We start from the raw sequence: 23,902 nt of genomic DNA, 5'->3' as shown, positions 1-23,902 counted from the left end.
TCATCAGTGTGCTTTTTTTATTTTTCATGTCAGTAAACTGTCATGCATTTATCATCAAAATGTCAAAAAAACTGCTTAATCTTTAAGCATGAAAATAAATACATTGATGGATGGCGCTATGCAAAGTTCATATGCGACAGCACTATTAAAACAACAGCAACTTCCTGAAAGCTTCCAATTCTTTTTTAAACAAAAGCAGCAGCTATCTAATGCACATTCATTGCATGATCTGGTGCGCCCACGTTTAAAAATTGCGATTGTGACGGAAACTTGGCCACCCGAAATCAATGGTGTGGCACTATCATTATTACAGTTATGCCAAGGTTTACAAAAACAGGGGCATAAGATTTTACTGATTCGCCCAGAGCAAAAAGCGAAATGTCATGACTTTACGCCAGAGCAAGAATGTCTGGTGATGTCACAAGCTATTCCAAAATATCCAACTTTACAATTTGGTTGGCCACAATATTTAAAAGTATCGAAAGCTTTTGAAAAGTTTGTGCCAGATGTCGTGCACATCGTGACTGAAGGGCCGTTAGGTTTAACCGCCATGCAGGCTGCTAAGGCAAAAGCTATTCCTGTTTCGAGCGGCTTTCATTCGCCATTTCAAGATTTTAGTCGATTCTTCGATTTGGCTTTTTTAGTCAAACCGATTCAAAAATACCTGTGCTGGTTTCACAATAACACTCAAGTAACTTGTGTGCCGAGTAAAGATACTCAAGAAGCATTACGAGGTTTCGGTATTACTTGTCCACTGGTTGTCGTTGGGCGTGGCGTAGATACAACAAGATTTTCACCGAAGCATCGCTCTGAAAATTTGCGAAAACAATGGGATGCTGATGAGAATACTCGCGTTATGCTTTATGTGGGGCGTTTGTCTCCCGAAAAAGAAGTGCAAGTTCTCATTGAAAGTTATGCGAACTTGCAAACCATTCAGCCACATAAAACTAAATTAGTAATTGTAGGAGATGGCCCAGATTTTGCTCGTTTAAAGTCATTACCTGAAGCGAAGGGTGTTATCTTTACTGGAAGTCTGAGAGGTCAAGATTTGGCGGCTGCCTATGCGAGTGCAGATGTATTCGTATTTGCGAGTCAAGTTGAAACGTTTGGTAACGTAGTTTTAGAGGCAATGGCAAGCGGTTTACCAGTTATAGCGTATGATTATGCATGTGCACATCAATACTTAACACATGGTGTGAATGGCTGGTTAAGCCCACTTGGACAAAAAAACCACTTTATACAACAAATTTATCAGCTTCCTTCAGTACAACAACTTAGAGAAATGGGCGTACAAGCCTGTCATAAAGTACAGCAAAGCGGTTGGCAACTTCCGGTTCAGCAATTGGAGCAGGCATTTTATCAGGTAGTGAAGGAGCCCTCGTTGGACTTCACCTAAGTATCCTAAGATAGGAGAATGACCATGAAATTTAAGAATGCAAAAATAAAAATACTCGATTTAGATTTGAGAGGCTGTTTATATCTGAACAATTTCTCTCACTCACAGCGTGTTGCCCTTTTTTTCAAAATTATCAGTCGTGTTGGTGATGGTCCATTTTGGTATCTAATGTTGGCAATCGTGTGGGGTATGCAAGGCATTAACTATAGCTTGCAAATCATCTACTTGTTGCTAGGTGGTTCTGTCGGCACAGCAATCTATAAATTTTTAAAACATAAAACAACGCGACCACGTCCTTATCAGGTGCATCAGGTAATTGTACTTGGTGAAAGACCACTTGATCACTTTAGTTTTCCATCAGGTCACACGCTGCATGCGGTCATGGTGACAATTGTATTGGGTTACATCCAGCCAGTTCTGCTTGCAGCTATGTTCCCATTTATGGTGCTTGTCGCTTTGTCTCGTATGGTACTGGGTCTTCATTATCCAAGTGATGTGATTGTTGGTGCGCTAATTGGTGCAGCGGTCGCGGCTACGATTATTTTTGTGGCGCCATTATTGAACATCGCTTTATAAGCATCGGTAATTTTTATCAGCTTAAGCTATCGATTAAGTTTGTGGATTTGCTAAAGTACACAGTTCGTGATTTAGCAGATTAAACAGATAGGAGCCGCTATGGGCTTACGTTGGACAGATACGATTGATATTGCCATTGAATTGTCAGAAGCACATCCAGAAGTTGATCCGCAATGGATCCGTTTTACCGATTTACATGCATGGGTGTGCGCATTGCCAGACTTCAGTGATGACCCAAATAAATCGACAGAAGGATTGCTAGAAGGCATTCAGATGGCCTGGATAGACGAAGTTCGCTAAAAATAGTAGAAAAATCGCAACTTTTACACATTCAAAGCTGATTATTGCCTATGACATCGGTATAATGCGGCAAATTTTTTTAAAGTTTAAATCTTAAAATAAAGGAGCCACTCATGGCTATTGAACGTACTTTGTCTATCGTAAAACCTGATGCAGTGTCTAAAAACCACATCGGTGAAATTTTTGCTCGTTTTGAAAAAGCGGGTTTAAAAATTGTTGCGACTAAAATGAAACACCTTTCTCAAGCTGATGCTGAAGGTTTCTATGCTGAGCATAAAGAACGTGGTTTCTTTGGTGACTTAGTTGCATTCATGACTTCTGGTCCAGTTGTAGTATCTGTTCTTGAAGGCGAAAATGCAGTTCTTGCACACCGTGAAATCTTAGGCGCTACAAACCCTAAAGAAGCTGCTCCTGGCACTATCCGCGCTGACTTCGCTGTAAGCATCGACGAAAACGCTGCTCACGGTTCTGACTCAGTTGCTTCTGCAGAGCGTGAAATTGCTTACTTCTTTGCTGACAACGAGATCTGCCCACGCACTCGTTAATCGAAAGCATTCAAACCAGATAAGTGGTATACTACTTATCTGGTTTTTTTATTCTCTTAAGAGAATATTGTTTGATTCTTGAACAATATCTTCAGTTTTTTGACATGGTTTAGGTAAATACACATGAGTTCTGCAGTGGTCGTTTCATCTGAAAATCTTGATGGACAGCAGCAATCTTCGTCCACGCCGGTAATCCCTGCTGCCGAAAATAAAGTGAATTTACTCGGCATGTCTCGTCCTGAGTTAGAAAAATTCTTTGAAGATATTGGTGAGAAGAAGTTTCGTGCCGGACAGGTCATGAAATGGATACATCAATACTTTGTTACTGACTTTGCTGAAATGACCAATATTTCAGGCAAATTACGTGCGAAGCTTGAACAGATTTGTGAAATTAAAGCCCCTGAAGTGGTTCACCGTCATTACTCAAAAGATGGTACACGTAAGTGGGTGTTTCGCGTAGGTGAGGGTGCAGGTTCTTTAGTTGAAACTGTATTAATTCCTGCCGAAGATAAAACTGGATTACGTAAAACGCTTTGTATTTCCTCTCAAGTGGGCTGCGCATTAGATTGCTCATTTTGTTCAACAGGTAAACAAGGTTTCCAACGTGATTTAACGCCAGATGAAATTATTGGGCAACTTTGGATGGCAAACTATTCTTATATGGAAGAAGTGCCTGTTGCGGAGCGCGAACGTTCAGTGACCAATGTTGTGATGATGGGCATGGGTGAGCCATTGCTCAACTATGATGCCGTATTAAGCTCAATGCAGATTATGCTTGATGACTTTGCTTATGGCATGTCAAAGCGTCGTGTGACTTTATCAACGTCAGGTGTTGTACCAAAAATTGACCAGCTTGCGAAAGACATTGATGTGGCTTTAGCCATTTCTTTACATGCGCCAAACGATGAATTACGTAACGAATTAGTACCTATTAATAAAAAATATCCATTGGCTCAGTTAATTGCAGCATGTCAGCGTTATATTGCTAAAGATGGTAATGAAAGTACGCGTAAACATGTGACGATTGAATATGTAATGTTAGAAGGTGTGAATGATCAGCCTGAACATGCACAGCAAATGATTAAATTATTAAAAAATTTACCAAGTAAAATTAACTTGATTCCGTTTAACCCGTTCCCGCATGCGCCATATGGTCGCTCAAGCCGAAATCGTATTATCTCGTTCCAAAAAACTTTGTCTGATGCTGGATTTGTGTGTACGATTCGTCAAACACGTGGTGATGATATTGACGCTGCATGTGGGCAGTTAGTGGGTCAAGTGGCTGATAGAACCCGTCGTGCTGAACAGTGGCAGAAAAAAGTCACACAGCGTCAAGAGATTTTGCGTACACAAGGATAAATTGAGGGCAGGCTTTGAGTATTCCAAAGTTAAAAACGGTCTTATGTATGGGGATTGCAGTTGCATTTCTGGTAAGTGGTTGCCAGACAACGCATACGCAAAAAAAAGATCCAGAGAAAGCGGTAAAGGTGCGTACACAACTTGCTGCTGAACATATCCGTTCGGGTGACTTGGACTCAGCAAAGCGAGCTCTTGATCAAGCTTTAAGTGTAGATAGCCGCGATGCTACTGCAAATATGATGATGGGTATTTTGCTACAGCAAGAAGGTAGCAAACCCAATTTAGAAAAAGCAGAACATTATTTTAAACGAGCAATTTCATCTGAACCGGATAATGCTCAAGCACATAATAATTATGGTACTTATTTATATCAAATGGAGCGTTATAATGATGCGGTTGAGCAATTTCGTATTGCTGGCGCAACATTAGGTTATGACCAACGCTATCAGGCATTAGAAAATCTGGGGCGTATTTATTTAAAATTGGGTGATGTTGCGAATGCTGAAAAAACATTCAAACAAGCACTCCTTGCTAACCGCGACTCTTATATTTCAATGTTAGAGTTAGCGGAAATTTTTTATTTGCAGCAGCAGATTCCGGCTGCTACACAAATGTATGAGCAATATGTTCGTACAGTGGGGCAGAAAAATCAGGGTGCAAGAGCACTTTGGATTGGTGTAAGAGTGGCTCGAGCCAATGCGGATAAAATGGGAATGCAAGTGTTAGTAAACCAGTTACGTGCTTTGTTCCCAGAAAGTCCAGAATATCAACGTTATTTGCAATTACAGTATAGTACTGAGGCCGTATGGAAATAAATCCTAATTCACAGCAGCCAACTGGCTCAAGCTTACCGACTTCTGCTTTAGGAAATATTCAACGTCCTGGTGAGTATTTACGTCAAATTCGAGTTGCTCAGAATAAAGAGTTAGGGCAAGTTTCTTCAGATTTAAATATGCCGGTTAAGACCTTGACCGCTTTAGAGCAAGACGACTATAAATCATTGCCGGAAGCGACTTTCATTAAGGGTTATTACCGTTCATATGCAAAATATTTAAATACGGACGCGACGGCAATTATTCAGCGTTTCGATGAGATTTATGCAAATGATACTGGGCTGTTACCAAATCATGCTTTAAATAATTCACCAATTAAAATCATGGGTAAACTCCCAGGTTCTAATAGTGATCGTAATAAGAAATGGTTAAAGCGCGCACTTCTTGCTGTTGTAATTCTTGCTGTTGTGTCATTGCTTGTTATGGGTGTCCAAAAATGGACTTCAAAGAAAGAAGATGCTGATTTACCTAAAGTAAATCAATCGAATGTTGAAGTTTTACCTATGCAAGGAGCTACCACCTCAACAGTGGGTGATCAATTGGTGTTAAACTTTAACCGACCAACTTCTGTTCATATTGTTGATGCAACAGGTAAAGTTTTGGCGACAGGTCGTCAGTCATCAACTTTAAACTTAACTGGTGAGTCTCCATTCCAGATTCGTCTTGATGATGCAACGGCTGTGTCATTAAGTCTAAACCAAGAACAGATTTCATTGTCTCCATATACGGTAAACGGTAAAGCAGAATTCCGTTTATCCCGCTAATACCATGAGTTGAGCGATACAATGATAGAGAACCCAATTAAACGTCGACCAACACGTAAAATCCGTGTTGGTTCGGTGTATGTCGGTGGCGATGCACCTATTAGTGTGCAAAGTATGACAAATACCGAAACTTGCGATGTCAATGCAACCGTTGCTCAAATCGAGCGTTGCGTTGATGCAGGTGCTGATATTATGCGTGTTTCGGTCCCATCTATGGAGGCTGCTGAGGCATTTGGTGCGATCCGTAAACGTGTTTCAGTTCCATTGGTGGCTGATATTCACTTTGACCATAGAATTGCTCTGGCAGTTGCAGACTATGGCGCAGACTGTTTACGTATTAACCCAGGTAATATCGGCTCAGATCAGAAAGTGCGTGAAGTCGTTGCTGCGGCACGTCATCATGGCATTTCTATGCGTATTGGGGTCAATGCGGGTTCTTTAGAAAAAGATTTACAAAAGAAATATGGCGAGCCTACAGGTGAGGCGTTGCTTGAGTCAGCACTACGGCATATTGATATTTTAGATCGTCTCAACTTCCATGAATTTAAAGTCAGTGTAAAAGCCTCAAATGTGTTTTTAACCATGGATGCTTACCGCTTGCTTTCTCAGCAAATTGATAATCCATTACATTTAGGCGTAACTGAAGCTGGTATTTACCGTACAGGTACTGTGAAATCAGCGATTGCCCTTGGTGGATTATTGATGGAAGGTATTGGCGATACGATGCGTATTTCGCTTGCCGCCGAACCAGAAGATGAAATCAAGATTGGTTTTGATATCTTAAAATCACTTGGGCTTCGCTCTAACGGGATTAACTTTATTGCTTGCCCAAGTTGCTCTCGCCAAGAATTTAATGTTATTCAGGTAATGCAAGCATTGGAAGAGCGTTTAGAAGATATTCGTACTCCAATGGATGTGTCGGTAATTGGTTGTAAAGTAAACGGCCCAGGTGAAGCAAAAGAAGCTGACATCGGGGTTGTTGGGGCTGCGCCTCGCTCATTGGTTTATCGTAATGGTGAAAAAAGCCATTTAATCGATACCGATCAATTGGTTGATGAAATCGAAACTATGGTTCGTCAACGTGTCCAAGAGCTTGAAGAAGCTAAATCTAAAGAAATTATTCGTAGTTCATCATGAGTTCAATCGTCGCAATCAAAGGTTTTAATGACATCTTGCCAACGCAAACAGTAGCGTGGAGACGTCTCGAGCAACATTTAGCATCTTTAATGGATGCTTATGGATATCAACAAATTCGTTTGCCGATCGTTGAACAAACGGGCTTGTTTAAACGTGCTATTGGTGATGCTACCGATATTGTTGAAAAAGAAATGTATACCTTTTTCGACAAAGGTAATCCACCAGAGTCATTAACCTTACGTCCAGAGGGTACAGCAGGTTGTGTTCGTGCTTTGGTTGAACATAATTTGTTGCGCGGTGCTACGCCACGCGTGTGGTATATGGGACCTATGTTCCGTTATGAGAAACCACAAAAAGGGCGTTACCGTCAGTTCCACCAGTTTGGCGTGGAAACTTTCGGTGTTGCGACTCCTGATATTGATGCTGAATTGATTATGTTGACCGCTCGTTTATGGAAACGAATGGGCGTTGCTGATAAGGTTCAGCTTGAGTTAAATACTTTGGGCGAAACTGATGAGCGTACAGAGTATCGTAATGCTTTAGTTGCATTTTTAAACGAGCATAAAGATGCGTTGGATGAAGACTCACAGCGTCGTTTAACAACGAATCCATTACGTATTTTGGATTCTAAAATTGAATCTACTCAGAAAATTTTAGAAAATGCGCCAAAATTACATGACTTCTTGAAAGAAGAAAGTTTGGATCATTTTAAGCAGTTACAAGATTATTTGACAGCTGCTGGCATCCAATTTGTCATTAATCAAAAATTGGTGCGTGGTCTGGATTACTACAATAAAACCGTTTTTGAATGGACAACAACTGCACTTGGTTCGCAAGGTACTGTATGTGCTGGCGGTCGCTACGACGGTTTAGTTGGTCAGCTAAAAGGTAAGGCCGATCAATCTGTACCTGCTGTTGGTTTTGCGATGGGTATGGAGCGTTTATTGCTTCTACTTGAGCAGGTTGAACAAGCTCAAGTTATTCGTGATTGTGAAGTATTCTTGGTTGCAGAACCTGCTTATCAAACTAAAGCTTTGATTTTAGCGGAGCAATTACGTGACCAGTTAGAAGCTGCAAATAGCAGTATTCGAATCAAAACAGGTTCACAAGGCAGTATGAAGAGTCAGATGAAAAAAGCTGATCAGGCTGGGGCTGTTTACGCCATGATTTTAGGTGAGCGTGAATGGGAAGCACAGCAACTTGCTATCAAAGAGTTAGCAACAGCTGAGCAGTCTCAAGTTGCGCTGGCTGAGCTTGTACCATTCTTAATCGAAAAATTTACAAAATAAACTGAAACATCTGGAAAAGGACAATCACATGAGTGTAAGTGATGAAGAACAATTCGACAGCTTAAAGTCGTTCGCCAAAAAATATGGTTCTGCCATGATTAGCGGGATTCTCATTGCATTGATTGCCTTTTTTGGGTGGGAATATTGGCAAAAAAGAAATCTTACGAGCAGCCAGACAGAAACTGCAAAAGTACAGCAGTTAATGGATGAAGCAAATGCAAGTGTTGATAATCCTAATGCTTTAACTTCGGTCACTGCATCGGCAGATAAAATCGTAAAAGATGATATCGATTCTGTTCAGGCGATACAGACTCAGTTTGTATTAGCAAAATTAGCCTATGAAAAACAGGATTATGCCGCTGCTGAAAAAGCATTGAAGAAAGTCGAAAATTCAAAAGTAAAAGATGAAGGTTTGATTCAGGTTGTAAAATTGCGTTTAGCAGATGCACAATTGGCGCAAAACAAATATGATGAAGCACTAAAAACCTTGTCTGGTAACGTCGATCCTGCATTTAAAGCAACAGTAGAAGAGTTACGTGGTGATATCTTTGTTGCCAAGAAAGATATTGATTCTGCTAAAAAAGCGTATCAGACAGCATGGGATTCGTTACTGGAACGTAAACAAGAACGACAAATTTTACAAATTAAACTCGAAAGTGTTGGCGTTTTAGTTGAAGATCCACAGATTGAGCGCCCAATTTTGGAAACACAGGTGGAAGAGTCTTAATGAATCAGAAATTCAAACTGCCTTTGGCAATTGCAATCGCATCAGCTGTACTGGTGGGATGTTCTAGCAACAAAGTAAAAGAAGCAAAACCAAATCCACTACCGAAATTGACTGAGTCGAAAAAGACTCTAGTACCCGTGTTTTCGCGCAGTGTTTCTTCTACTGATAAGGCAGATCCATTACGTTTGCAGCTTGACGCAAGTGAGGGCGTGGTCTTTACGCTTGACCCAAAAGGTGAGGTCGCTGCATATCGTGGCAAGGAACGCATTTGGGAGAAAAAAGTCAGCAAATTAGGCTTGAGCTCTGGTGTTGAAGCTGCTGAAGGAATTGTTGTTGTTGGTAATAGTAAAGGTCAACTTTTTGCTTTAGATCAGGCAACAGGTGAACAAAAGTGGACTGCACAGTTATCTGGTGCGCTATTAAGTCCTTCTTTAGTTCAGTCTGGACGCGTGATTACCATTGCAAACGACGGTACTGTATTTGCGCATGATGCTGCTTCAGGCCAGCAAGTTTGGGCTTATAAATTACCAAATGTCCAATTTAGTTTACGTGGTCAGGCGTCACCGGTGAGTCTTGATCCGCGTACCGTATTAATCGCATCTGCGAATGCGTATGTTTATGCAATTGATACGATTAGTGGTATTCCACGTTTCCAACGTCGTGTTGCGGTAAGTGAAGGTCGTTCTGATATTCAACGTTTGATTGATATCGATGGTGATCCTACTGTTGCTGGACAGTTTATGGTAACTACAAGTTTCCAAGGGCAAGTGACTGTAACTGATCTAGCTTCGCAACGTGTAGTTTGGAGTGAAGACTCAAGCAGCACGAAGCGTCCAGAAGTTTATGACAATAAAGTATTTGTTTCATCAACTGATGGTAAGTTAACTGCTTATGATTTAACGACAGGCGAACAAGTTTGGCAAAATGATAGTTTATTAAACCGTCATTTAAGTAACCCTGTTGTGTTGGGATCGGACCTTATTGTTGGTGATTTAGATGGCGTATTACATCTTGTTGATCCTGCAACAGGTAAGTTGATTGGTCGTTCAAAAACAAGTGGGGAGGTCAATACATTACGTGTTATTGAGAACCAACTTTACGTTTCGACCAGAAAAGGCGATTTAAGTATTTGGCAGAATCGTTAATTTCGTTTGCTTGTGCTAAAATAGCCGCTTAACAAATTACGCTGTTAAAAAAATATCGGGGTGTTTGAATTAAATCAGTTCAAAGCCCCGTCTTTTATTATGGTCATATCTGACCTTAAAATATATCTCCTGTATTGTTTCTAATGCTCATGCCATGAGATATGGCTGGGCTTGAATTAAGGTTATTGTATGAAACCCGTTATTGCGCTCATTGGTCGTCCGAATGTCGGAAAATCAACGTTATTTAACCAGATTACCAAGAGTCGTGATGCACTTGTAGCCGACTTCGCGGGTCTGACTCGTGACCGTAAATATGGTGATGCGACTTATCAAAATAAGTCTTTCATTGTTGTTGATACTGGTGGTATCGGTGAGAGTGAAGGCGGTATCGATAACTACATGGCCGAGCAGTCAAAAACAGCGATCAACGAAGCAGATATTATTATTTTTGTAGTTGACGCTCGTGCGGGATTGTTAGCTTCTGATGAGCAAATTGCTCGTGAACTACGTACTTTAGGTAAGAAAATTTATCTTGTTGCGAACAAGGTAGATGGTGTTCATGCCGAAGCAGCTTTGGTTGAATTCTACAAACTTGGTATGGGTGAACCATTACAAGTTGCCGCTAGCCATGGTCGTGGTGTACAGCAAATGCTGGAAGATGTACTTGCGGAAGTTCCAGAAGATGAAAATCCTGAAGAACATGACAAAGATACTGGCTTACGTTTAGCAATTATTGGTCGTCCTAACGTTGGTAAGTCAACACTGGTCAACCGTTTGCTTGGTGAAGACCGTGTGGTGGCATTTGACCAACCAGGTACAACTCGTGACTCGATTTACATTCCTTTTGAGCGTGAAGGCCGTAAATACACCTTAATTGATACAGCAGGTGTGCGTCGTAAAGGTAAAGTTGATGAAATGATTGAGAAGTTCTCAATTGTTAAAACTTTGCAAGCAATGAAAGATGCACATGTTGTAGTGGTTGTAGTCGATGCGCGTGAAGGTATTGTTGAGCAAGACTTGCATTTAATTGGCTATGCGCTTGAAGCTGGTCGTGCCATGGTTATTGCCATCAACAAATGGGATAACATGTCTGAATACGACCGCAAGCAGTGTAAGCTTGATGTTGAACGTCGTTTTGACTTTATTCCATGGGCAAAAATCCATTTAATTTCTGCTTTACATGGAACTGGGGTGGGTGATTTATATCCTTCTATCCACCGTGCTTATGAGTCTGCGAACTTAAAAGTATCACCAGCTAAATTGACTCAAATTTTGAGTGATGCGACAGAAGCTCATCAGCCACCAATGATTAGCGGTCGTCGTATTAAAATGCGTTATGCACATATGGGTGGTCAGAATCCACCGACTATTGTGATCCATGGTAATAAGGTTGATAAGACACCTGCTGATTATCGTCGTTATTTAGAAAACGTGTTCCGTAAAGTATATAAACTTGAAGGTACACCAGTTCGTATTGACTTTAAAACTTCTGAAAACCCGTTTGAAGGTCGTAAGAGTCAGGTTGATGAACGTACTGCTGCACGTCGCCGTCGTTATATTCAGAAATTTAAGAAAGCAGAGAAAAAATTTAACCGTTAAGTTTTTTACTGTTCAAAAACCCAAAGTTTTCTTTGGGTTTTTTTTGCAAATAAATGAGCTACTCCGAAGAGTTATGAAAAAGTGTGAGTGATAAACGTAATTTTTTGTAAATTTTATAACGAATGCTATAATCAGCATCTTTATAAAATAATTTATATTTCGACAGAATAACGCGGCTTAGGGTTCATTTTTTAGCATGGTAACATTACATCTTGCTCAGCTTATATTTACACATGCTCAGCCTTCCTATGCGGCTCTCGACTGCATCCCAGCTATGCAGCGTAGACGTTTATCACCATTGGCTAAACTTGCTTTAAATAGCGCGATCGGTGCATTAGAAAGTAATAAGGCCGATTATATTGTTTGGGTATCAAAATATGGTGATGAGGCAAAAACGTTAAATATCTTGCAAGACGTTTTAAATGATCAAACTCCATCGCCAACACAATTTTCAACGTCTGTTCATAATGCAATTTCGGGCCTCTACTCGATTTTATGTCAGGATGATACTCCCTCTACAAGCTTAAGCTGTTCATGGACTGAAGGTTTGATTGAGGCTTATGCACTTTTAAAGTCAATGCCTGAGATTAAGCGGGTCTTAGTCGTCGCTTATGATGAGCCATTACTTAATATTTATGCTGAGGCAGTCGATTTTTCTGCCTATGCGATGGCTACCGTTGTTACTTTAGAGCAACCTAATTTACAAATTACTGCGTGGACGCATATAGATGAAGCAGATGCTCCTGCTTTTGCTCATTTTTGGCAGGATGCTGACCAGTTAACATCTGCATTTGGGTGGAACAAATGCTAAATCTTAAAAATCTCAAGCAAAAAAGTAATTATTGCTGGCGTGTGGCTGCTACTGGCTTTAGCTTTGCCAGTTTTGGGCTGGGTGGTATGGCAATTGCCTCAGTGATTGCACCCGTACTCAATGCAACTACTTCTGATCCGCAAAAGCGACAGCAACGTGCGCAAAATGTGATTAAACATAGTTTCAAAGGCTTTACCGACATGATGGTCAAACTTGGCATCATGACTTATTCGGTAGAGGGGCTAGAAAAACTACAAAATAGTCGCCAAGAGCTCGTGATTGCCAATCATCCGACTTTGATTGATGTTGTAGTACTAATTGGTATGATGCAGCAGGCTAATTGTGTCGTGAAGCAGTCTCTTTGGTCGAACCCATTTACCAAAGGACCCGTACAAAGCGCAGGCTATATTTTAAATGCAGTTTCTCAGCAGTTTGTTGAAGACTGTGTAAAGCGTCTAAAAGAAAATAATGCGGCTTCTCTTTTAATTTTTCCGGAAGGAACGCGCACTGAAAAAGGGATGACCCTAAACGAGTTTCAGCGAGGTGCAGCCAATATTGCCATTCGTGCAAATGTACCAATTCGCCCAGTAATTATTACTTGTACACCATCAACTTTAACCAAGAATGAAAAATGGTACCACGTACCATCTCAACCATTTCATATCGAGGTCAAGGTATTAGATGCTGTGCAAGTATCAGATCTGCTAGATGATTTAACAGTAGGACCTAAACAAGTTCGTCAGTTAAGTCGCAGTTTTTATAAAATTTTTGATGAAGAGTTATCTTGAAATGAGCAATCTTGCTGATGAACTAAAGCAAATGATTATTGATGTTCTAGCACTAGAAGATATTACTATTGCCGATATTGATACAGAAGCTCCATTATTTGGAGAAGGTTTAGGATTAGACTCGATTGATGCACTTGAGTTGGGACTGGCTTTGAAAAAGCGTTACAACATTCATTTAAATGCAGAATCGGATGAAACCAAACAGCATTTTAAGTCAATCCAGAGCTTGGTTGCTTTAGTTGAAGCACAACAGAAGTCATAAGGAGCGTGATGATGTTATCTCAAGAGCGAGTACTAACTAAACTCCGCGAATGGATGGAAGATTTGTTTGAGATTGAACCAGAGACTGTTCAACTCGATTCGAACCTTTATTCTGATCTTGATGTGGACAGTATTGATGCGGTTGATTTAGTTGTAAAAATTAAAGAGTTAACAGGTAAGCAAGTAAAACCTGAAGACTTTAAAAATGTGAGAACCGTACTTGATGTGGTGACGGTTATTCAGAATATGACTGCTGAATGAAGTTTATTCTTAAAGGGATAATGACGGCACTTTTTGTGCTGTATCCCTTTATTGTGGGCTGGAGTTTGACACATGGCCAATTTGTCTGGGTGAGTGCTTTACTCATCGGGTTGGGTGTGATCAGACTTTTTAGCAAAGGCAACTCGTTATTATGGCCATTAACGGGTTTTGCCATCGTTTGCGGTAGCCTGAGTTTATTGTCACATGACCATGCTTGGCTAAAGCTATATCCAGTGGGTATGAGTTTAGGTGCATTAATTATTTTTGCGCTGACGCTCATTAAGCCGCCGTCTATGATTGAGCGCTTTGCCCGACTTGTTGAACCTGATTTACCTGCTTCTGGCGTACAGTGGACCAGACAGGTCACCAAAGTTTGGTGTGTTTTCTTTTTTTGTAATGCACTGATTGCTTTAAGCACTGTGCTTTTTACCTCAACTCAGGTTTGGGTCATTTATAATGGCTTTATTTCTTATGTGCTGATGGGCATTTTGTTCCTTGGTGAATTTATTTTGCGTAAGCGACATCAGCGTTTACATTCTTCAAATCATTAATTAAAAAACTATGTATTGCCACTTTCAGAAATTCATCGATTCAGCTCAGCCACTTTGTATAGACGGTACTCTAAACTCGACCAGTTTTAATCAATTTTGGCAGGATGTGGCGTTACAAGCTGCTGCAATTGCTCAAATGGAAAATCTAACTTGGGCTTTATGGGAAGCAGATAGTTATGAATTTCTGGTTTTATTCTTTGCTGCCTTGTTAGCGAAAAAGCAAATACTTTTGCCACCCAATCGAGTGCGTGAATTAGAACAGGATTTTGCCGCACAACAGATTTATTTTTTAAAGCATCAAGAAATTGGAGAAGTTGTACCTTTATCTTTAACCTTAGATGATACTTTTTTAGAGCAGGCTCAACTCTATTTTTATACTTCGGGTTCAACTGGGGAACCTAAAAAAATTCCAAGAACACTTAGACAATTACTCAACGAAGTCCAGGGATTAAGTCAGAGTTTTAGCTTTGATGAACATGCAACTGCGATTGCAACAGTTAGTCATCAACATATTTATGGATTACTGTTTAAATTACTACTACCACTTGCTACAGGTCGAAGTTTTTATAATCCTCAAATGGCATTCCCTGAAGATGTGGTACAAGCCCAAAAACAATTAGAAACAATAGGGTTAAGTAATTATTTGATCTCAAGTCCTGCTTTATTAAAACGCTGGACAACCGATGTTGTTTTACAACACTGCCAGATGGTCTTTAGTTCCGGGGGCAAGCTAGAAAGTGGTGTTCGTCCTTTACTAAATCGTCCGATTATTGAAGTTTTGGGAAGTTCGGAAACTGGTGGTATTGCCCATCGCGCTAAAGATGAAGATGCTTGGACTGCATTTAGTAATGTGGCTATTCGTATTGAAGACCAACAGCTTATGGTCAAGAGTAATCATGCCTATGAGAATGACTGGATTACCACAGGTGACGGTGCGGCATGGACAGATGCAACATGTCAGATCTTTAAGCTGCTGGGGCGTACAGATCGAATTGTAAAACTTGAAGAAAAGCGTTTAAGTTTAGATGCGATCGAGCAAAGCATCCAAGCTTTAGATGTCGTAAAGCAATGCCATGTATTGGTATTTGAACATGAGCAACGCCAAATGTTGGGTTGTATTGTCGTTCTAACAGAACAAGCTCGTGAACAGTTACAGCAACAGGGTAAATCAGCTTTTGTTAACCATTTAAAACAACAGTTGAAAGACGGCTTGGAAACGATTGCGATTCCACGTCAGTGGCGGTTCTTAAGTCAGTTACCACAAAATACTCAGTCCAAACTCAATAAAAACTATTTGAAAACTCTATTTAAGCCTATGTTGCAACCCGTGGTGCTGTCACAGTCTCAAAATTCAGATGATCACATTTGGGAGTTAGAATTTCCACCTGAGTTGGCTTGTTTTAAAGGGCATTTCCCAACACAACCGATTTATCCTGGGGTTGGGCAAATAGGCTTTTTACAACAATTTGCTAAATCAATTTGGTCTGATTTGAGCTGGTGTCAGGGATATGAGCAGTTAAAATTTCAAAACCTGATTCGCCCTTATGCTGTAGTACAACTCAAGTTTTCTCGAAAAGAGCATAAAGTGAGTTTTGAACTACGTGATTCAGAACAAATTCTGGCTTCAGGGCGATTATTATTTGCTTTGCAAACGGAAGTAGAGGGTTAAAATGCAGACCAATTACGGCTTTGTTGTTCCGGTTTATAACCATCCACATTATTTAGCAGATTTAATTTCTTATCTGAACAGTTTTGATCTACCGATTGTGTTGGTCAATGATGGAAGTGATGATGCTTGTAGCCAAATTTTAAAAGAGTTGGCAGAGCAATATTCCCAAATTCATCTTATTGAGCATGAGGTGAATAAGGGTAAAGGTCAGGCAGTCATGACGGGATTACGTGAGGCTTATGAGCTTGGTTTAAGTCATGCATTACAACTCGATTCGGATGGTCAACATTGCTGGGATGACATTCCAAAATTTATTGAGCAGTCTCACCAGCATCCCGATGCAATGGTGATTGGTCAGCCATACTTTGATGCCTCTATTCCTAAAAAGCGCTTATATGGCCGTTACATTACTCATTTTTGGGTCTGGTTAAATAGCTTATCTTTTGAAATTAAAGATAGCATGTGCGGGTTTCGCGTATATCCGCTCGAGAGCACGGTAAAGGTGTTAAATAGTGCTAGATTTCAGCCGCGTATGGGTTTTGATAGTGAAATTTTAGTACGTTTAAAATGGGAAAATACCCCTTTTATTAATGTACCAACGCCTGTGGTTTATCCAGAGCAGGGTATTTCTCATTTTCATGCTTGGCGAGATAATTTAGGATTAAGCAAAGCGCATGCAACCTTGTTTATGGGGATGCTGATTCGCTTACCGAAGCTATTAAAACAAAAGCTGCAAGGTTGATTATGACAGATTCAGCTTCACCAAAATGGAATGACATTAAAGAGCGAGGCGGGATGCTGCCCCTCATGCTGATGTTATGGTTTTACCGTTTTGGTGGACGTTGGTTATGCAAGTTTGTGATGTACTTTGTCATTATGTGGTACTGGTTATTTGCTGTCACAGCAAGACAGGCTTCCTTACTTTATTTACAAAAACTGCATCATTTTGCTGGATCACAGTCGCCGTTTAGCCACCAACCAAATTGGACAAATAGCTACGCGCATTTCATGCAATTTGGCGAATGTATTTTAGATAAGATTGAGGGTTGGCTAGGCAATATTCCCGAACAGGAACTGCAAGTTTTTGGACATGAAAACTTCTCTCAGCATTATCAAAAAGGTGCTCTGATTATTGTCTCTCACTTTGGCAATATTGAATTGCTTCGGGCAATTAAGTCAGACCATCCGCAGAAAATTAATGTGCTGGTTTACCAAAAGCACGCGACAAAATTTAATGAGTTTTTGAAAAAAATAAATGATAAGGCAGATGTTTGTCTTTTATCAGTTGATGAGCTGGGCATTGAAACTGCCATGCTATTGCAAGACAAGATGCAACAAGGTGAATGGGTCATTGTGGCGGCAGATCGAGTTCCTGTACAGTCAGATCGTGTACAGCATGTTGATTTTTTAGGGGAGTCAGCAGCTTTCCCACAAGGTGCATGGATTTTAGCAAATTTACTCAAAGTGCCTGTTATTGCGGTGTTTTGCTATCGGGTGCAACAGCAGTTTCAAGTGCATATTCATTCAATTGCTGAACAGATCAATTTACCCCGTGCTAACCGTATTGAAAGTATGCAAACCATCACTAAAACGTATGTTGCCGTTCTAGAACAGCATTGTCTGCGTGCCCCTTATCAATGGTTTAATTTTTATAATTTTTGGACGAAATAACATGCGTGTGCTAACCGTAGGTGAACAGCCACTGAGTATTGAAGATGTCGTTTCTGTAGCCAGAGGCGAATGTCAGGTTGCTTTACCTGAAACGTCTGAGTGGCGTGAACTAATTCAGAAAGGCGCTGATTTTCTCGATCAACTCCTTGAAGAAGAAGGGGTTATCTACGGTGTGACTACGGGTTATGGTGACTCATGTTTGGTTGAAGTGCCATTACATCAGGTCAATGAACTACCGCTGCATCTTTCACGTTTTCATGGTTGTGGTTTAGGTGAAAATTTAGATGTCCTCACTGCACGTGCAGTAGTTGTGACACGTTTATGTTCGTTAGCTCGTGGTTATTCTGGTGTGTCGATAGCATTACTTGAGCGCTTGGTTTGGTTGCTGAACGAAAATGTAATTCCAGTCATTCCCTCTGAAGGTTCAGTCGGGGCAAGCGGGGATTTAACGCCTTTGTCTTACATTGCGGGAACTTTAGTCGGTGAGCGTGATGTGTATGTTGATGGGAATATTGTTCCAGTTGCTCAGGTGTATGCTGAAAAAGGCTTGCAGCCTTTAACGCTCAGACCAAAAGAAGGTTTGGCGCTCATGAACGGTACAGCGGTGATGACGGCAATTGCTTGTCTAAACTATAAAAAAGCAGAGCAAATTGCACTTGCTAGTACTTTAATTACTGCTCTAAATGTTTTGGCCTTGGAAGGTAATCCTAGTCATTTTGATGAAGTCTTGTTTGCACAAAAACCTCATCCAGGGCAGCAGCAAATTGCCAAGCAATTACGTGATTGGCTGAACAGTGAAGTACAAACAGCACATCAAAGCCCACGTTTGCAAGACCGTTATTCGCTTCGTTGTGCACCGCATATTATTGGCGTGTTTGAAGACTCAAAAGTATGGTTACGTCAGTTTATTGAAAATGAACTGAATTCAAGTAACGACAATCCATTGATTGATCCAGTCGGTATGCGTGTGTTGCATGGCGGTCATTTTTACGGTGGACATATTGCACAGGCAATGGATAGCTTAAAAATTATGATTGCCAATATTGCTGATTTGATGGACAGACAAATTGCACAGTTGGTTGACCATAAAATGAATCATGGTTTGCCACGTAATTTAACAGGTGCGACAGCTGAACGTTTACCACTGAATCATGGTTTTAAAGCGGTACAAATTGGGGTGTCGGCGTGGACGGCTGAAGCCTTGAAAAATACTTTGGCAGCTTCAATTTTTTCACGTTCAACTGAATGTCATAACCAAGACAAAGTCAGCATGGGTACCATTGCTGCACGTGATGCGAGCCGTGTAATTACCTTAACACAGCAAGTTATTGCAGCTCTTTGCTGTGCGAGTGTGCAGGCGATTCATCTGAAAGGTTTAACTACACAGTTAAGTCCAACATTGCAGGCATTTATGCAATGGACCTTACAAAGCTTTGCATTTGTCGAAGAAGACCGACCATTACAAACCGAATTACAACAGATTGTTGATCGTTTAGACCAACTTGAATTGTTTAATCAACCAGAATTTATGGGATAAGGTGAGCCAATGCATGCAGATGTAATCATTGAAATTCCATTTCATGATGTCGATACCATGAATGTGGTTTGGCATGGACACTATTTAAAATATTTTGAGATTGCTCGCTGTAAATTGCTCGATCAATTTCATTATAACTATATGCAGATGAAAGAATCAGGCTATGCATGGCCTGTGATTGAAAGCCATGTTCGCTATGCATACGGTATTGAGTTTGAACAAAAGATTCGGGTTCGGGCCATTTTAAAAGAATGGGAAAACCGTTTGAAAATTGATTATTTGATTTTTGATGCTGAGTCAGGGAAACGTTTAACCAAGGGTTATACCACACAGGTGGCGGTGAATATTGAAGCTCGTGAAATGTGTTTTCAATCGCCACAGGTTTTGTTTGATCGCTTGAATGCATGGTCTGAGTTTCAACCGAAGAGGAATGCGTGATGTCTCAATTCATCAAAACTTTAGGTTTAGGTGCTGCTGTTTGGATGAGCAGTTTAAGTGCGGTCTATGCAGAGCCAACACAGATCACTCAAATTTTTCAGCAACTATCACAGTCTCCTACGGTTCGTGCTGATTTTGAACAGCAAAAAAAATTGCCATCGTTAAATAAAACTTTTGTATCGAACGGCTCTTTGTTGTTCTCAAAATCTTATGGTGTAGCATGGCAAATCAAACGACCTGTGCAAGCAGATTTGATTGTTACCCCAACCAAATTGGTACAGAAAACTCAGCGTACATTTAGCCAAATACAAGTTGATCAATCGCCATATAGTTCGGTCGCGACTTTATTCTTACAGCTTATGTCTGGTAATGAACAGGCCTTAGCAAAGAATTTTAATGTGGTAAGTGCGAATTATAGTCCAGCGGGTTGGAGCATGAGCTTAACTCCGAAAAGTAGCTTGTTTAAAAAGTTATTTGTGCGTGTTGATGCTCAAGGGCAACAGTACGTCAACCAAATCGTGATTACCGAGAAAGCGAATAATTTAACGACCATTCGCTTTAGTCACCAGACTTCTCAACCGACGACTCTAACGGCTGCTGAGCATGCGATTTTCCAACTGGCAAAATAAGTTCACCGCGCTTTGGTTAATTGCCCTGCTATTGGTTGCTGTGGGGCTTGGTGTGACGTGGCTGAATAAAGATATTCATATTCAAACTAATATTTTTGCGTTATTGCCTAAAGTTCAGCAAGACCCAGAACTTGCACGTACTCAGCAGTACATGAATGAGCAACTCAACAATAAAGTATTTGTGGTGGTCGATGCCAAAGATGAAGCTGCGATACAACAAGCGACTCATTTCTTAACAGCGCAGGCCAAGCAAAGCCAGTTGTGGCAGCCACTGAAGCCACAACTTGATTTTGATCAATTTGCAAAACAGTTGTATCAACATCGAGCAGGTTTGTTGAGTGCTCAAGATCAAGCCTTATTGCAAAAAAAGGACTATGCTGCGCTGACTGAACAAAGTTTGATGCAGATGATGAGTCCAGGCATGCCTGTCACTGCTGAGTCACTTAAGCAAGACCCGCTATTATTGTTCCCTCGTTATGCCATGCAGTTGGCAACCCCGTCGCAACAAGATATTGAAATGGAACAGGGTTTTGCCACAATTCATCATGAGCAAGGTATCTCTCGGCTTTTCGTATTACAGTTGACGCAAAGCCCATACAATATTGATTACCAAGAACAGACCTCTACTTGGATTGAGCAAACTAAGCAAAAGTTAGCTGCAATGGGATTAAAATCTCATTGGACTGGAACTATTTTATTTTCAAATTTTGGGACGCAATCCGCTAAACAGGAAATATCAACTATTGGTGTTGGCTCGACACTGGGCTTAATTTTTCTGGTTTGGTTCGGCTTTCGCTCACTACGACCTTTGGCGACCGAGTTTATTGCAGTTTCGACTGGAAGCTTTGTGGCGTTTGCGGTCACACATTGGGTGTTTGGTGAAATTCACCTGATGACATTGGTCTTTGGTGCAAGTCTGATTGGTGTCTGTGTCGACTTTTCATTTTATTTTATGGCGATGCAATCGCAGCATAGAAAGCTTGGTGGTTTTCAAATTTTAAAACCGCTATTACCAAGTTTGTTTATGGGCTTAATGACCACATTGGTTGCTTACATCTTTTTGAGTTTTACTCCGTTTCCAGGATTTAAGCAGATTGCGGTCTTTTCAATTGTAGGATTAACTGCGGCGTGGATCAGCAGTGTACTGCTATTACCAAGATTACCCGCACTCAATGCCCAGCCAGCAATAAAAGCACTGTCGTGGATTGGACAAGCACGCTTATGGTTTCAACAGCGTGCCAAAGTTCGTTATGGCTTGATTGCAGTCATTTTAGCAGTAGGTACTTCGAGTCTTTTCTATCTTAAAAGTAACGATGATATTCGTAATTTACAAGGTATGGACGCGAGCTTAAAACAGCAGGACCAAGCTGTTCGTAAGCAATTTGGCCAGCAGCAAAGTAGTGATTATTTTGTGGTGCGTGCAGCATCTGCAAATGAAATGCAGCAACAAGAGCAGCAACTGATAGGGCAATTACAACAGTTGCAAACAAACGGAAAAATCAGTGCATTTCAAGCTTTAGGTCAATGGATTCCACCATTGGCAGAGCAGCAAAATAATCTACAACTATTAAGAAATATTCCAAAAGCGACTTTGCAGCAATATGCACAAAGCATGGGGCTAAATGTCGCTGATGTTTTACAGTGGCAACAGCAACTGGCGACACAACCGTTATTAGATTTTTCTGTATTTAAAGATCACCCATTAGCTTTTTTACAGCCTCAAAGCAATGAACGATTAGTGATGGTGACAGGGGCAAAACAGCCTGAAGTGTTAAAGCAGCTTCAGAATGAGCATATACATTTCCAACAACCGATTACCGAAATGTCGCAAATGTTTGCTGAACATCGAGTGCAGGCTCAACATCTTCTGATTTATGCCTTAATTGGTCTAGCAATTGGTTTGGCGCTTATTTATGGATTAAGTTCGATTGTGCCTTTGGTCCTGCCAGTCAGCTTGGCATTACTGAGCACTTTTGCTGTTCAGGCATGGTTAGGTGTCGAGATTAACCTGTTTAGTATTATGGCGATTTTTCTGATTATCGGGATTGGCGTTGACTATGCAATTTTCTACCGACATGGACATGATCACCCACAAGTAGTTGGAATGGCATTATTTTTATGTATGATGTCGACCTTACTCGGCTTTGGATTACTTTCATTTAGCCATACTTATGCAATTCATTGTTTTGGTTTAACGGTTTTATTCGGGGTTATTTTCTCGTTTATCTATGCGACTTTGTTAACGCCCGCAGATGAAAAACATATTGTAAATTTACAAGACCATTCATAATTTGAATAAATTAAAAAGGAAGTTGTGCTATGAGCACTATAGAAAAAATTGATGTCGTGATTATTGGGGCTGGGCCATCAGGTAGTTCTGCTGCTGCACTTCTTCGAAAAAAGGGCTATACCGTTACGGTCATTGAAAAACAGTATTTCCCTCGTTTTTCGATTGGTGAGTCATTATTACCGCAGTCTATGGCGTTTTTAGAAGAGGCTGGCTTATTAGAAACAGTCCGTGAGCATGTTGAGCAATATGCTTTTCAATTTAAAAACGGGGCGGCTTTTTTACGTGGCAAACAGCGTAGTTTTTATGACTTTACAGAAAAATTTACGGATGGCCCGGGAACAACTTGGCAAGTTCGCCGTGCAGATTTTGACAATTTGCTAGCAAAACAGGCTCAAGCCTATGGTGCTGATATACGCTTTGGGCATGAGGTTTTAGATGTTGATGTTGCATCTGAACAGCCTGTACTTACAGTAATTGATGAAGAACAACAGCGTTATCAGATTCAAACTAAATTCTTGTTAGATGCGAGTGGCTTTGGACGAATTTTGCCAAAGTTATTAGATCTAGAAAGTCCATCAAATTTTCCGGTACGACGTGCGTTGTTTACCCATATTGAAGATGGAATTACAGATGACTCAGAGTTTGACCGTAATAAAATTTTAATTACTGTCCATGAAAAAGATCACCGTGCATGGTATTGGTTAATTCCATTTGCTGATGGACGGGCTTCTTTCGGTGTCGTTGCAGAGCAAGATTTTTTTGATAAATACATGGTCGAAAATGCTGAAGATAATGGACCTGAGGCAATGTTTAAGCGTATTTTGGCTGATGAACCAAGCTTGTCACATGTCTTGCGCCGTGCAAACTTTGATACACCAGTGCGTACTTTGGTGGGCTACTCAGCGAATGTAAAACACTTGGCAGACCGCAACTATGCGCTATTAGGTAATGCGGGTGAGTTTCTTGATCCAGTCTTTTCATCAGGTGTAACGATTGCTCTTAAATCTTCCAGTTTGGCTGTTCCTTTGGTTGAACGAGTTTTGCAAGGTCAGCAAGTCGACTGGTTAGAAGAATATGAAAAACCATTACGCCGCGGCATTCAAGTATTTCGTGCCTATGTTGAGTCATGGTACGAAGGCGAGTTCCAAGATGTGGTGTTCTCACAAAATCAGAATGAAGGTATTCGCCGTATGATTTCTTCATTATTGGCTGGTTATGCATGGGATGAAAAAAATCCAATTCATAAAAATGCCAAACGTAGACTCAGCACCTTGGCAGAATATTGTCGTGAAGGCTTGGCGCAAGAACAGGTACTTGAGGGATAAC

25 protein-coding genes are annotated in these 23,902 nt (G+C 40.7%); all 25 read left to right on the top strand.

Annotation, left to right across the window (positions count from 1 at the left end):
- Positions 1-106 precede the first annotated feature (106 nt).
- On the top strand, positions 107-1,396 hold the full coding sequence (locus tag J690_RS08655; RefSeq protein WP_081405107.1) for a glycosyltransferase family 4 protein: 1,290 nt from the start codon (positions 107-109) through the stop codon (positions 1,394-1,396).
- A gap of 24 nt (positions 1,397-1,420) precedes the next feature.
- A complete protein-coding gene (locus tag J690_RS08650; protein WP_005066176.1) occupies positions 1,421-1,972 on the top strand; it encodes a phosphatase PAP2 family protein in 552 nt (183 codons plus the stop codon).
- Positions 1,973-2,071: 99 nt separating this feature from the next.
- Positions 2,072-2,272 (top strand): Fe-S cluster assembly protein IscX, encoded by a 201-nt coding sequence (gene iscX, locus J690_RS08645; RefSeq protein WP_004698764.1) that lies wholly within the window; start codon positions 2,072-2,074, stop codon positions 2,270-2,272.
- Positions 2,273-2,385: 113 nt separating this feature from the next.
- Positions 2,386-2,817, top strand: coding sequence for a nucleoside-diphosphate kinase (gene ndk, locus J690_RS08640; RefSeq protein WP_000963851.1), 432 nt, complete (start codon positions 2,386-2,388; stop codon positions 2,815-2,817).
- A gap of 123 nt (positions 2,818-2,940) precedes the next feature.
- Positions 2,941-4,176 carry a dual-specificity RNA methyltransferase RlmN gene (gene rlmN / locus J690_RS08635; RefSeq protein WP_002115097.1) on the top strand — a complete coding sequence of 412 codons (1,236 nt, stop codon included), beginning with the start codon at positions 2,941-2,943 and terminating at the stop codon, positions 4,174-4,176.
- 14 nt (positions 4,177-4,190) lie between these two features.
- Entirely contained in the window at positions 4,191-4,991 is an 801-nt protein-coding gene (gene pilW / locus J690_RS08630; RefSeq protein WP_002114699.1) for a type IV pilus biogenesis/stability protein PilW, read from the top strand.
- The gene (locus J690_RS08625) at positions 4,982-5,773 is read left to right on the top strand and encodes a helix-turn-helix domain-containing protein (protein WP_002114935.1); all 792 of its coding nucleotides are present in this window, start codon (positions 4,982-4,984) and stop codon (positions 5,771-5,773) included. Before pilW ends, J690_RS08625 begins: the two co-directional genes overlap by 10 nt.
- 21 nt (positions 5,774-5,794) lie before the next feature.
- Entirely contained in the window at positions 5,795-6,910 is a 1,116-nt protein-coding gene (gene ispG / locus J690_RS08620; RefSeq protein ID WP_032035353.1) for a flavodoxin-dependent (E)-4-hydroxy-3-methylbut-2-enyl-diphosphate synthase, read from the top strand.
- Positions 6,907-8,199: a histidine--tRNA ligase gene (gene hisS / locus J690_RS08615; protein WP_017385736.1), complete on the top strand. Its 1,293-nt coding sequence runs from the start codon at positions 6,907-6,909 to the stop codon at positions 8,197-8,199. The genes ispG and hisS overlap by 4 nt, the downstream gene beginning before the upstream one ends.
- A gap of 28 nt (positions 8,200-8,227) precedes the next feature.
- On the top strand, positions 8,228-8,926 hold the full coding sequence (locus J690_RS08610) for a YfgM family protein (RefSeq protein WP_032035352.1): 699 nt from the start codon (positions 8,228-8,230) through the stop codon (positions 8,924-8,926).
- Positions 8,926-10,071: an outer membrane protein assembly factor BamB gene (gene bamB, locus J690_RS08605; protein ID WP_002115136.1), complete on the top strand. Its 1,146-nt coding sequence runs from the start codon at positions 8,926-8,928 to the stop codon at positions 10,069-10,071. The genes J690_RS08610 and bamB overlap by 1 nt, the downstream gene beginning before the upstream one ends.
- 189 nt (positions 10,072-10,260) lie before the next feature.
- Complete coding sequence (der, locus tag J690_RS08600) at positions 10,261-11,670, top strand: ribosome biogenesis GTPase Der (RefSeq protein ID WP_005066184.1); 1,410 nt, start codon at positions 10,261-10,263, stop codon at positions 11,668-11,670.
- 196 nt (positions 11,671-11,866) lie between these two features.
- Complete coding sequence (locus tag J690_RS08595; protein WP_032035351.1) at positions 11,867-12,481, top strand: beta-ketoacyl synthase chain length factor; 615 nt, start codon at positions 11,867-11,869, stop codon at positions 12,479-12,481.
- Entirely contained in the window at positions 12,466-13,269 is an 804-nt protein-coding gene (locus J690_RS08590; protein ID WP_081405106.1) for a lysophospholipid acyltransferase family protein, read from the top strand. Before J690_RS08595 ends, J690_RS08590 begins: the two co-directional genes overlap by 16 nt.
- A gap of 1 nt (position 13,270) precedes the next feature.
- Positions 13,271-13,531 carry a phosphopantetheine-binding protein gene (locus J690_RS08585; RefSeq protein WP_000067033.1) on the top strand — a complete coding sequence of 87 codons (261 nt, stop codon included), beginning with the start codon at positions 13,271-13,273 and terminating at the stop codon, positions 13,529-13,531.
- A 5-nt stretch (positions 13,532-13,536) separates the two neighbouring features.
- Positions 13,537-13,791, top strand: coding sequence for an acyl carrier protein (locus J690_RS08580; RefSeq protein ID WP_171073724.1), 255 nt, complete (start codon positions 13,537-13,539; stop codon positions 13,789-13,791).
- A complete protein-coding gene (locus J690_RS08575) occupies positions 13,788-14,342 on the top strand; it encodes a COG4648 family protein (protein WP_000668778.1) in 555 nt (184 codons plus the stop codon). The genes J690_RS08580 and J690_RS08575 overlap by 4 nt, the downstream gene beginning before the upstream one ends.
- 10 nt (positions 14,343-14,352) lie before the next feature.
- On the top strand, positions 14,353-16,011 hold the full coding sequence (locus J690_RS08570; protein ID WP_032035348.1) for an ApeI family dehydratase: 1,659 nt from the start codon (positions 14,353-14,355) through the stop codon (positions 16,009-16,011).
- A 1-nt stretch (position 16,012) separates the two neighbouring features.
- Positions 16,013-16,753, top strand: a complete 741-nt coding sequence (locus J690_RS08565; protein WP_032035347.1) for a glycosyltransferase family 2 protein — start codon at positions 16,013-16,015, stop codon at positions 16,751-16,753.
- A 2-nt stretch (positions 16,754-16,755) separates the two neighbouring features.
- Positions 16,756-17,682: an LpxL/LpxP family acyltransferase gene (locus tag J690_RS08560; RefSeq protein WP_032035346.1), complete on the top strand. Its 927-nt coding sequence runs from the start codon at positions 16,756-16,758 to the stop codon at positions 17,680-17,682.
- A gap of 1 nt (position 17,683) precedes the next feature.
- Positions 17,684-19,219: an HAL/PAL/TAL family ammonia-lyase gene (locus J690_RS08555; RefSeq protein ID WP_032035345.1), complete on the top strand. Its 1,536-nt coding sequence runs from the start codon at positions 17,684-17,686 to the stop codon at positions 19,217-19,219.
- A gap of 9 nt (positions 19,220-19,228) precedes the next feature.
- The gene (locus J690_RS08550; RefSeq protein ID WP_000542808.1) at positions 19,229-19,657 is read left to right on the top strand and encodes an acyl-CoA thioesterase; all 429 of its coding nucleotides are present in this window, start codon (positions 19,229-19,231) and stop codon (positions 19,655-19,657) included.
- The gene (locus J690_RS08545; protein ID WP_032035344.1) at positions 19,657-20,286 is read left to right on the top strand and encodes a LolA family protein; all 630 of its coding nucleotides are present in this window, start codon (positions 19,657-19,659) and stop codon (positions 20,284-20,286) included. The genes J690_RS08550 and J690_RS08545 overlap by 1 nt, the downstream gene beginning before the upstream one ends.
- Complete coding sequence (locus J690_RS08540) at positions 20,261-22,576, top strand: MMPL family transporter (RefSeq protein ID WP_032035343.1); 2,316 nt, start codon at positions 20,261-20,263, stop codon at positions 22,574-22,576. Before J690_RS08545 ends, J690_RS08540 begins: the two co-directional genes overlap by 26 nt.
- 29 nt (positions 22,577-22,605) lie before the next feature.
- A complete protein-coding gene (locus tag J690_RS08535; RefSeq protein WP_032035342.1) occupies positions 22,606-23,901 on the top strand; it encodes an NAD(P)/FAD-dependent oxidoreductase in 1,296 nt (431 codons plus the stop codon).
- Position 23,902 lies beyond the last annotated feature (1 nt).

Origin of the sequence: Acinetobacter sp. 742879, assembly GCF_000588535.1 — a bacterium.
Lineage (GTDB): Bacteria > Pseudomonadota > Gammaproteobacteria > Pseudomonadales > Moraxellaceae > Acinetobacter > Acinetobacter pittii.
Note: the sequence above shows the minus strand (reverse complement) of the source record. Positions and strands in the feature narration are given on the sequence as shown.

What these genes read in the sequence shown, in the direction of transcription:
- J690_RS08575 (WP_000668778.1), top strand. Translation starts at nt 13,788, where the DNA reads ATGAAGTTTATTCTTAAAGGGATAATGACGGCACTTTTTGTGCTGTAT.
- J690_RS08610 (WP_032035352.1), top strand. Translation starts at nt 8,228, where the DNA reads ATGAGTGTAAGTGATGAAGAACAATTCGACAGCTTAAAGTCGTTCGCC.
- rlmN (WP_002115097.1), top strand. Translation starts at nt 2,941, where the DNA reads ATGAGTTCTGCAGTGGTCGTTTCATCTGAAAATCTTGATGGACAGCAG.
- ispG (WP_032035353.1), top strand. Translation starts at nt 5,795, where the DNA reads ATGATAGAGAACCCAATTAAACGTCGACCAACACGTAAAATCCGTGTT.
- J690_RS08560 (WP_032035346.1), top strand. Translation starts at nt 16,756, where the DNA reads ATGACAGATTCAGCTTCACCAAAATGGAATGACATTAAAGAGCGAGGC.
- der (WP_005066184.1), top strand. Translation starts at nt 10,261, where the DNA reads ATGAAACCCGTTATTGCGCTCATTGGTCGTCCGAATGTCGGAAAATCA.
- J690_RS08555 (WP_032035345.1), top strand. Translation starts at nt 17,684, where the DNA reads ATGCGTGTGCTAACCGTAGGTGAACAGCCACTGAGTATTGAAGATGTC.
- J690_RS08535 (WP_032035342.1), top strand. Translation starts at nt 22,606, where the DNA reads ATGAGCACTATAGAAAAAATTGATGTCGTGATTATTGGGGCTGGGCCA.
- J690_RS08595 (WP_032035351.1), top strand. Translation starts at nt 11,867, where the DNA reads ATGGTAACATTACATCTTGCTCAGCTTATATTTACACATGCTCAGCCT.
- J690_RS08570 (WP_032035348.1), top strand. Translation starts at nt 14,353, where the DNA reads ATGTATTGCCACTTTCAGAAATTCATCGATTCAGCTCAGCCACTTTGT.
- bamB (WP_002115136.1), top strand. Translation starts at nt 8,926, where the DNA reads ATGAATCAGAAATTCAAACTGCCTTTGGCAATTGCAATCGCATCAGCT.
- J690_RS08655 (WP_081405107.1), top strand. Translation starts at nt 107, where the DNA reads ATGGATGGCGCTATGCAAAGTTCATATGCGACAGCACTATTAAAACAA.
- ndk (WP_000963851.1), top strand. Translation starts at nt 2,386, where the DNA reads ATGGCTATTGAACGTACTTTGTCTATCGTAAAACCTGATGCAGTGTCT.
- J690_RS08585 (WP_000067033.1), top strand. Translation starts at nt 13,271, where the DNA reads ATGAGCAATCTTGCTGATGAACTAAAGCAAATGATTATTGATGTTCTA.
- J690_RS08625 (WP_002114935.1), top strand. Translation starts at nt 4,982, where the DNA reads ATGGAAATAAATCCTAATTCACAGCAGCCAACTGGCTCAAGCTTACCG.
- J690_RS08545 (WP_032035344.1), top strand. Translation starts at nt 19,657, where the DNA reads ATGTCTCAATTCATCAAAACTTTAGGTTTAGGTGCTGCTGTTTGGATG.
- J690_RS08565 (WP_032035347.1), top strand. Translation starts at nt 16,013, where the DNA reads ATGCAGACCAATTACGGCTTTGTTGTTCCGGTTTATAACCATCCACAT.
- J690_RS08540 (WP_032035343.1), top strand. Translation starts at nt 20,261, where the DNA reads ATGCGATTTTCCAACTGGCAAAATAAGTTCACCGCGCTTTGGTTAATT.
- J690_RS08550 (WP_000542808.1), top strand. Translation starts at nt 19,229, where the DNA reads ATGCATGCAGATGTAATCATTGAAATTCCATTTCATGATGTCGATACC.
- J690_RS08650 (WP_005066176.1), top strand. Translation starts at nt 1,421, where the DNA reads ATGAAATTTAAGAATGCAAAAATAAAAATACTCGATTTAGATTTGAGA.
- iscX (WP_004698764.1), top strand. Translation starts at nt 2,072, where the DNA reads ATGGGCTTACGTTGGACAGATACGATTGATATTGCCATTGAATTGTCA.
- hisS (WP_017385736.1), top strand. Translation starts at nt 6,907, where the DNA reads ATGAGTTCAATCGTCGCAATCAAAGGTTTTAATGACATCTTGCCAACG.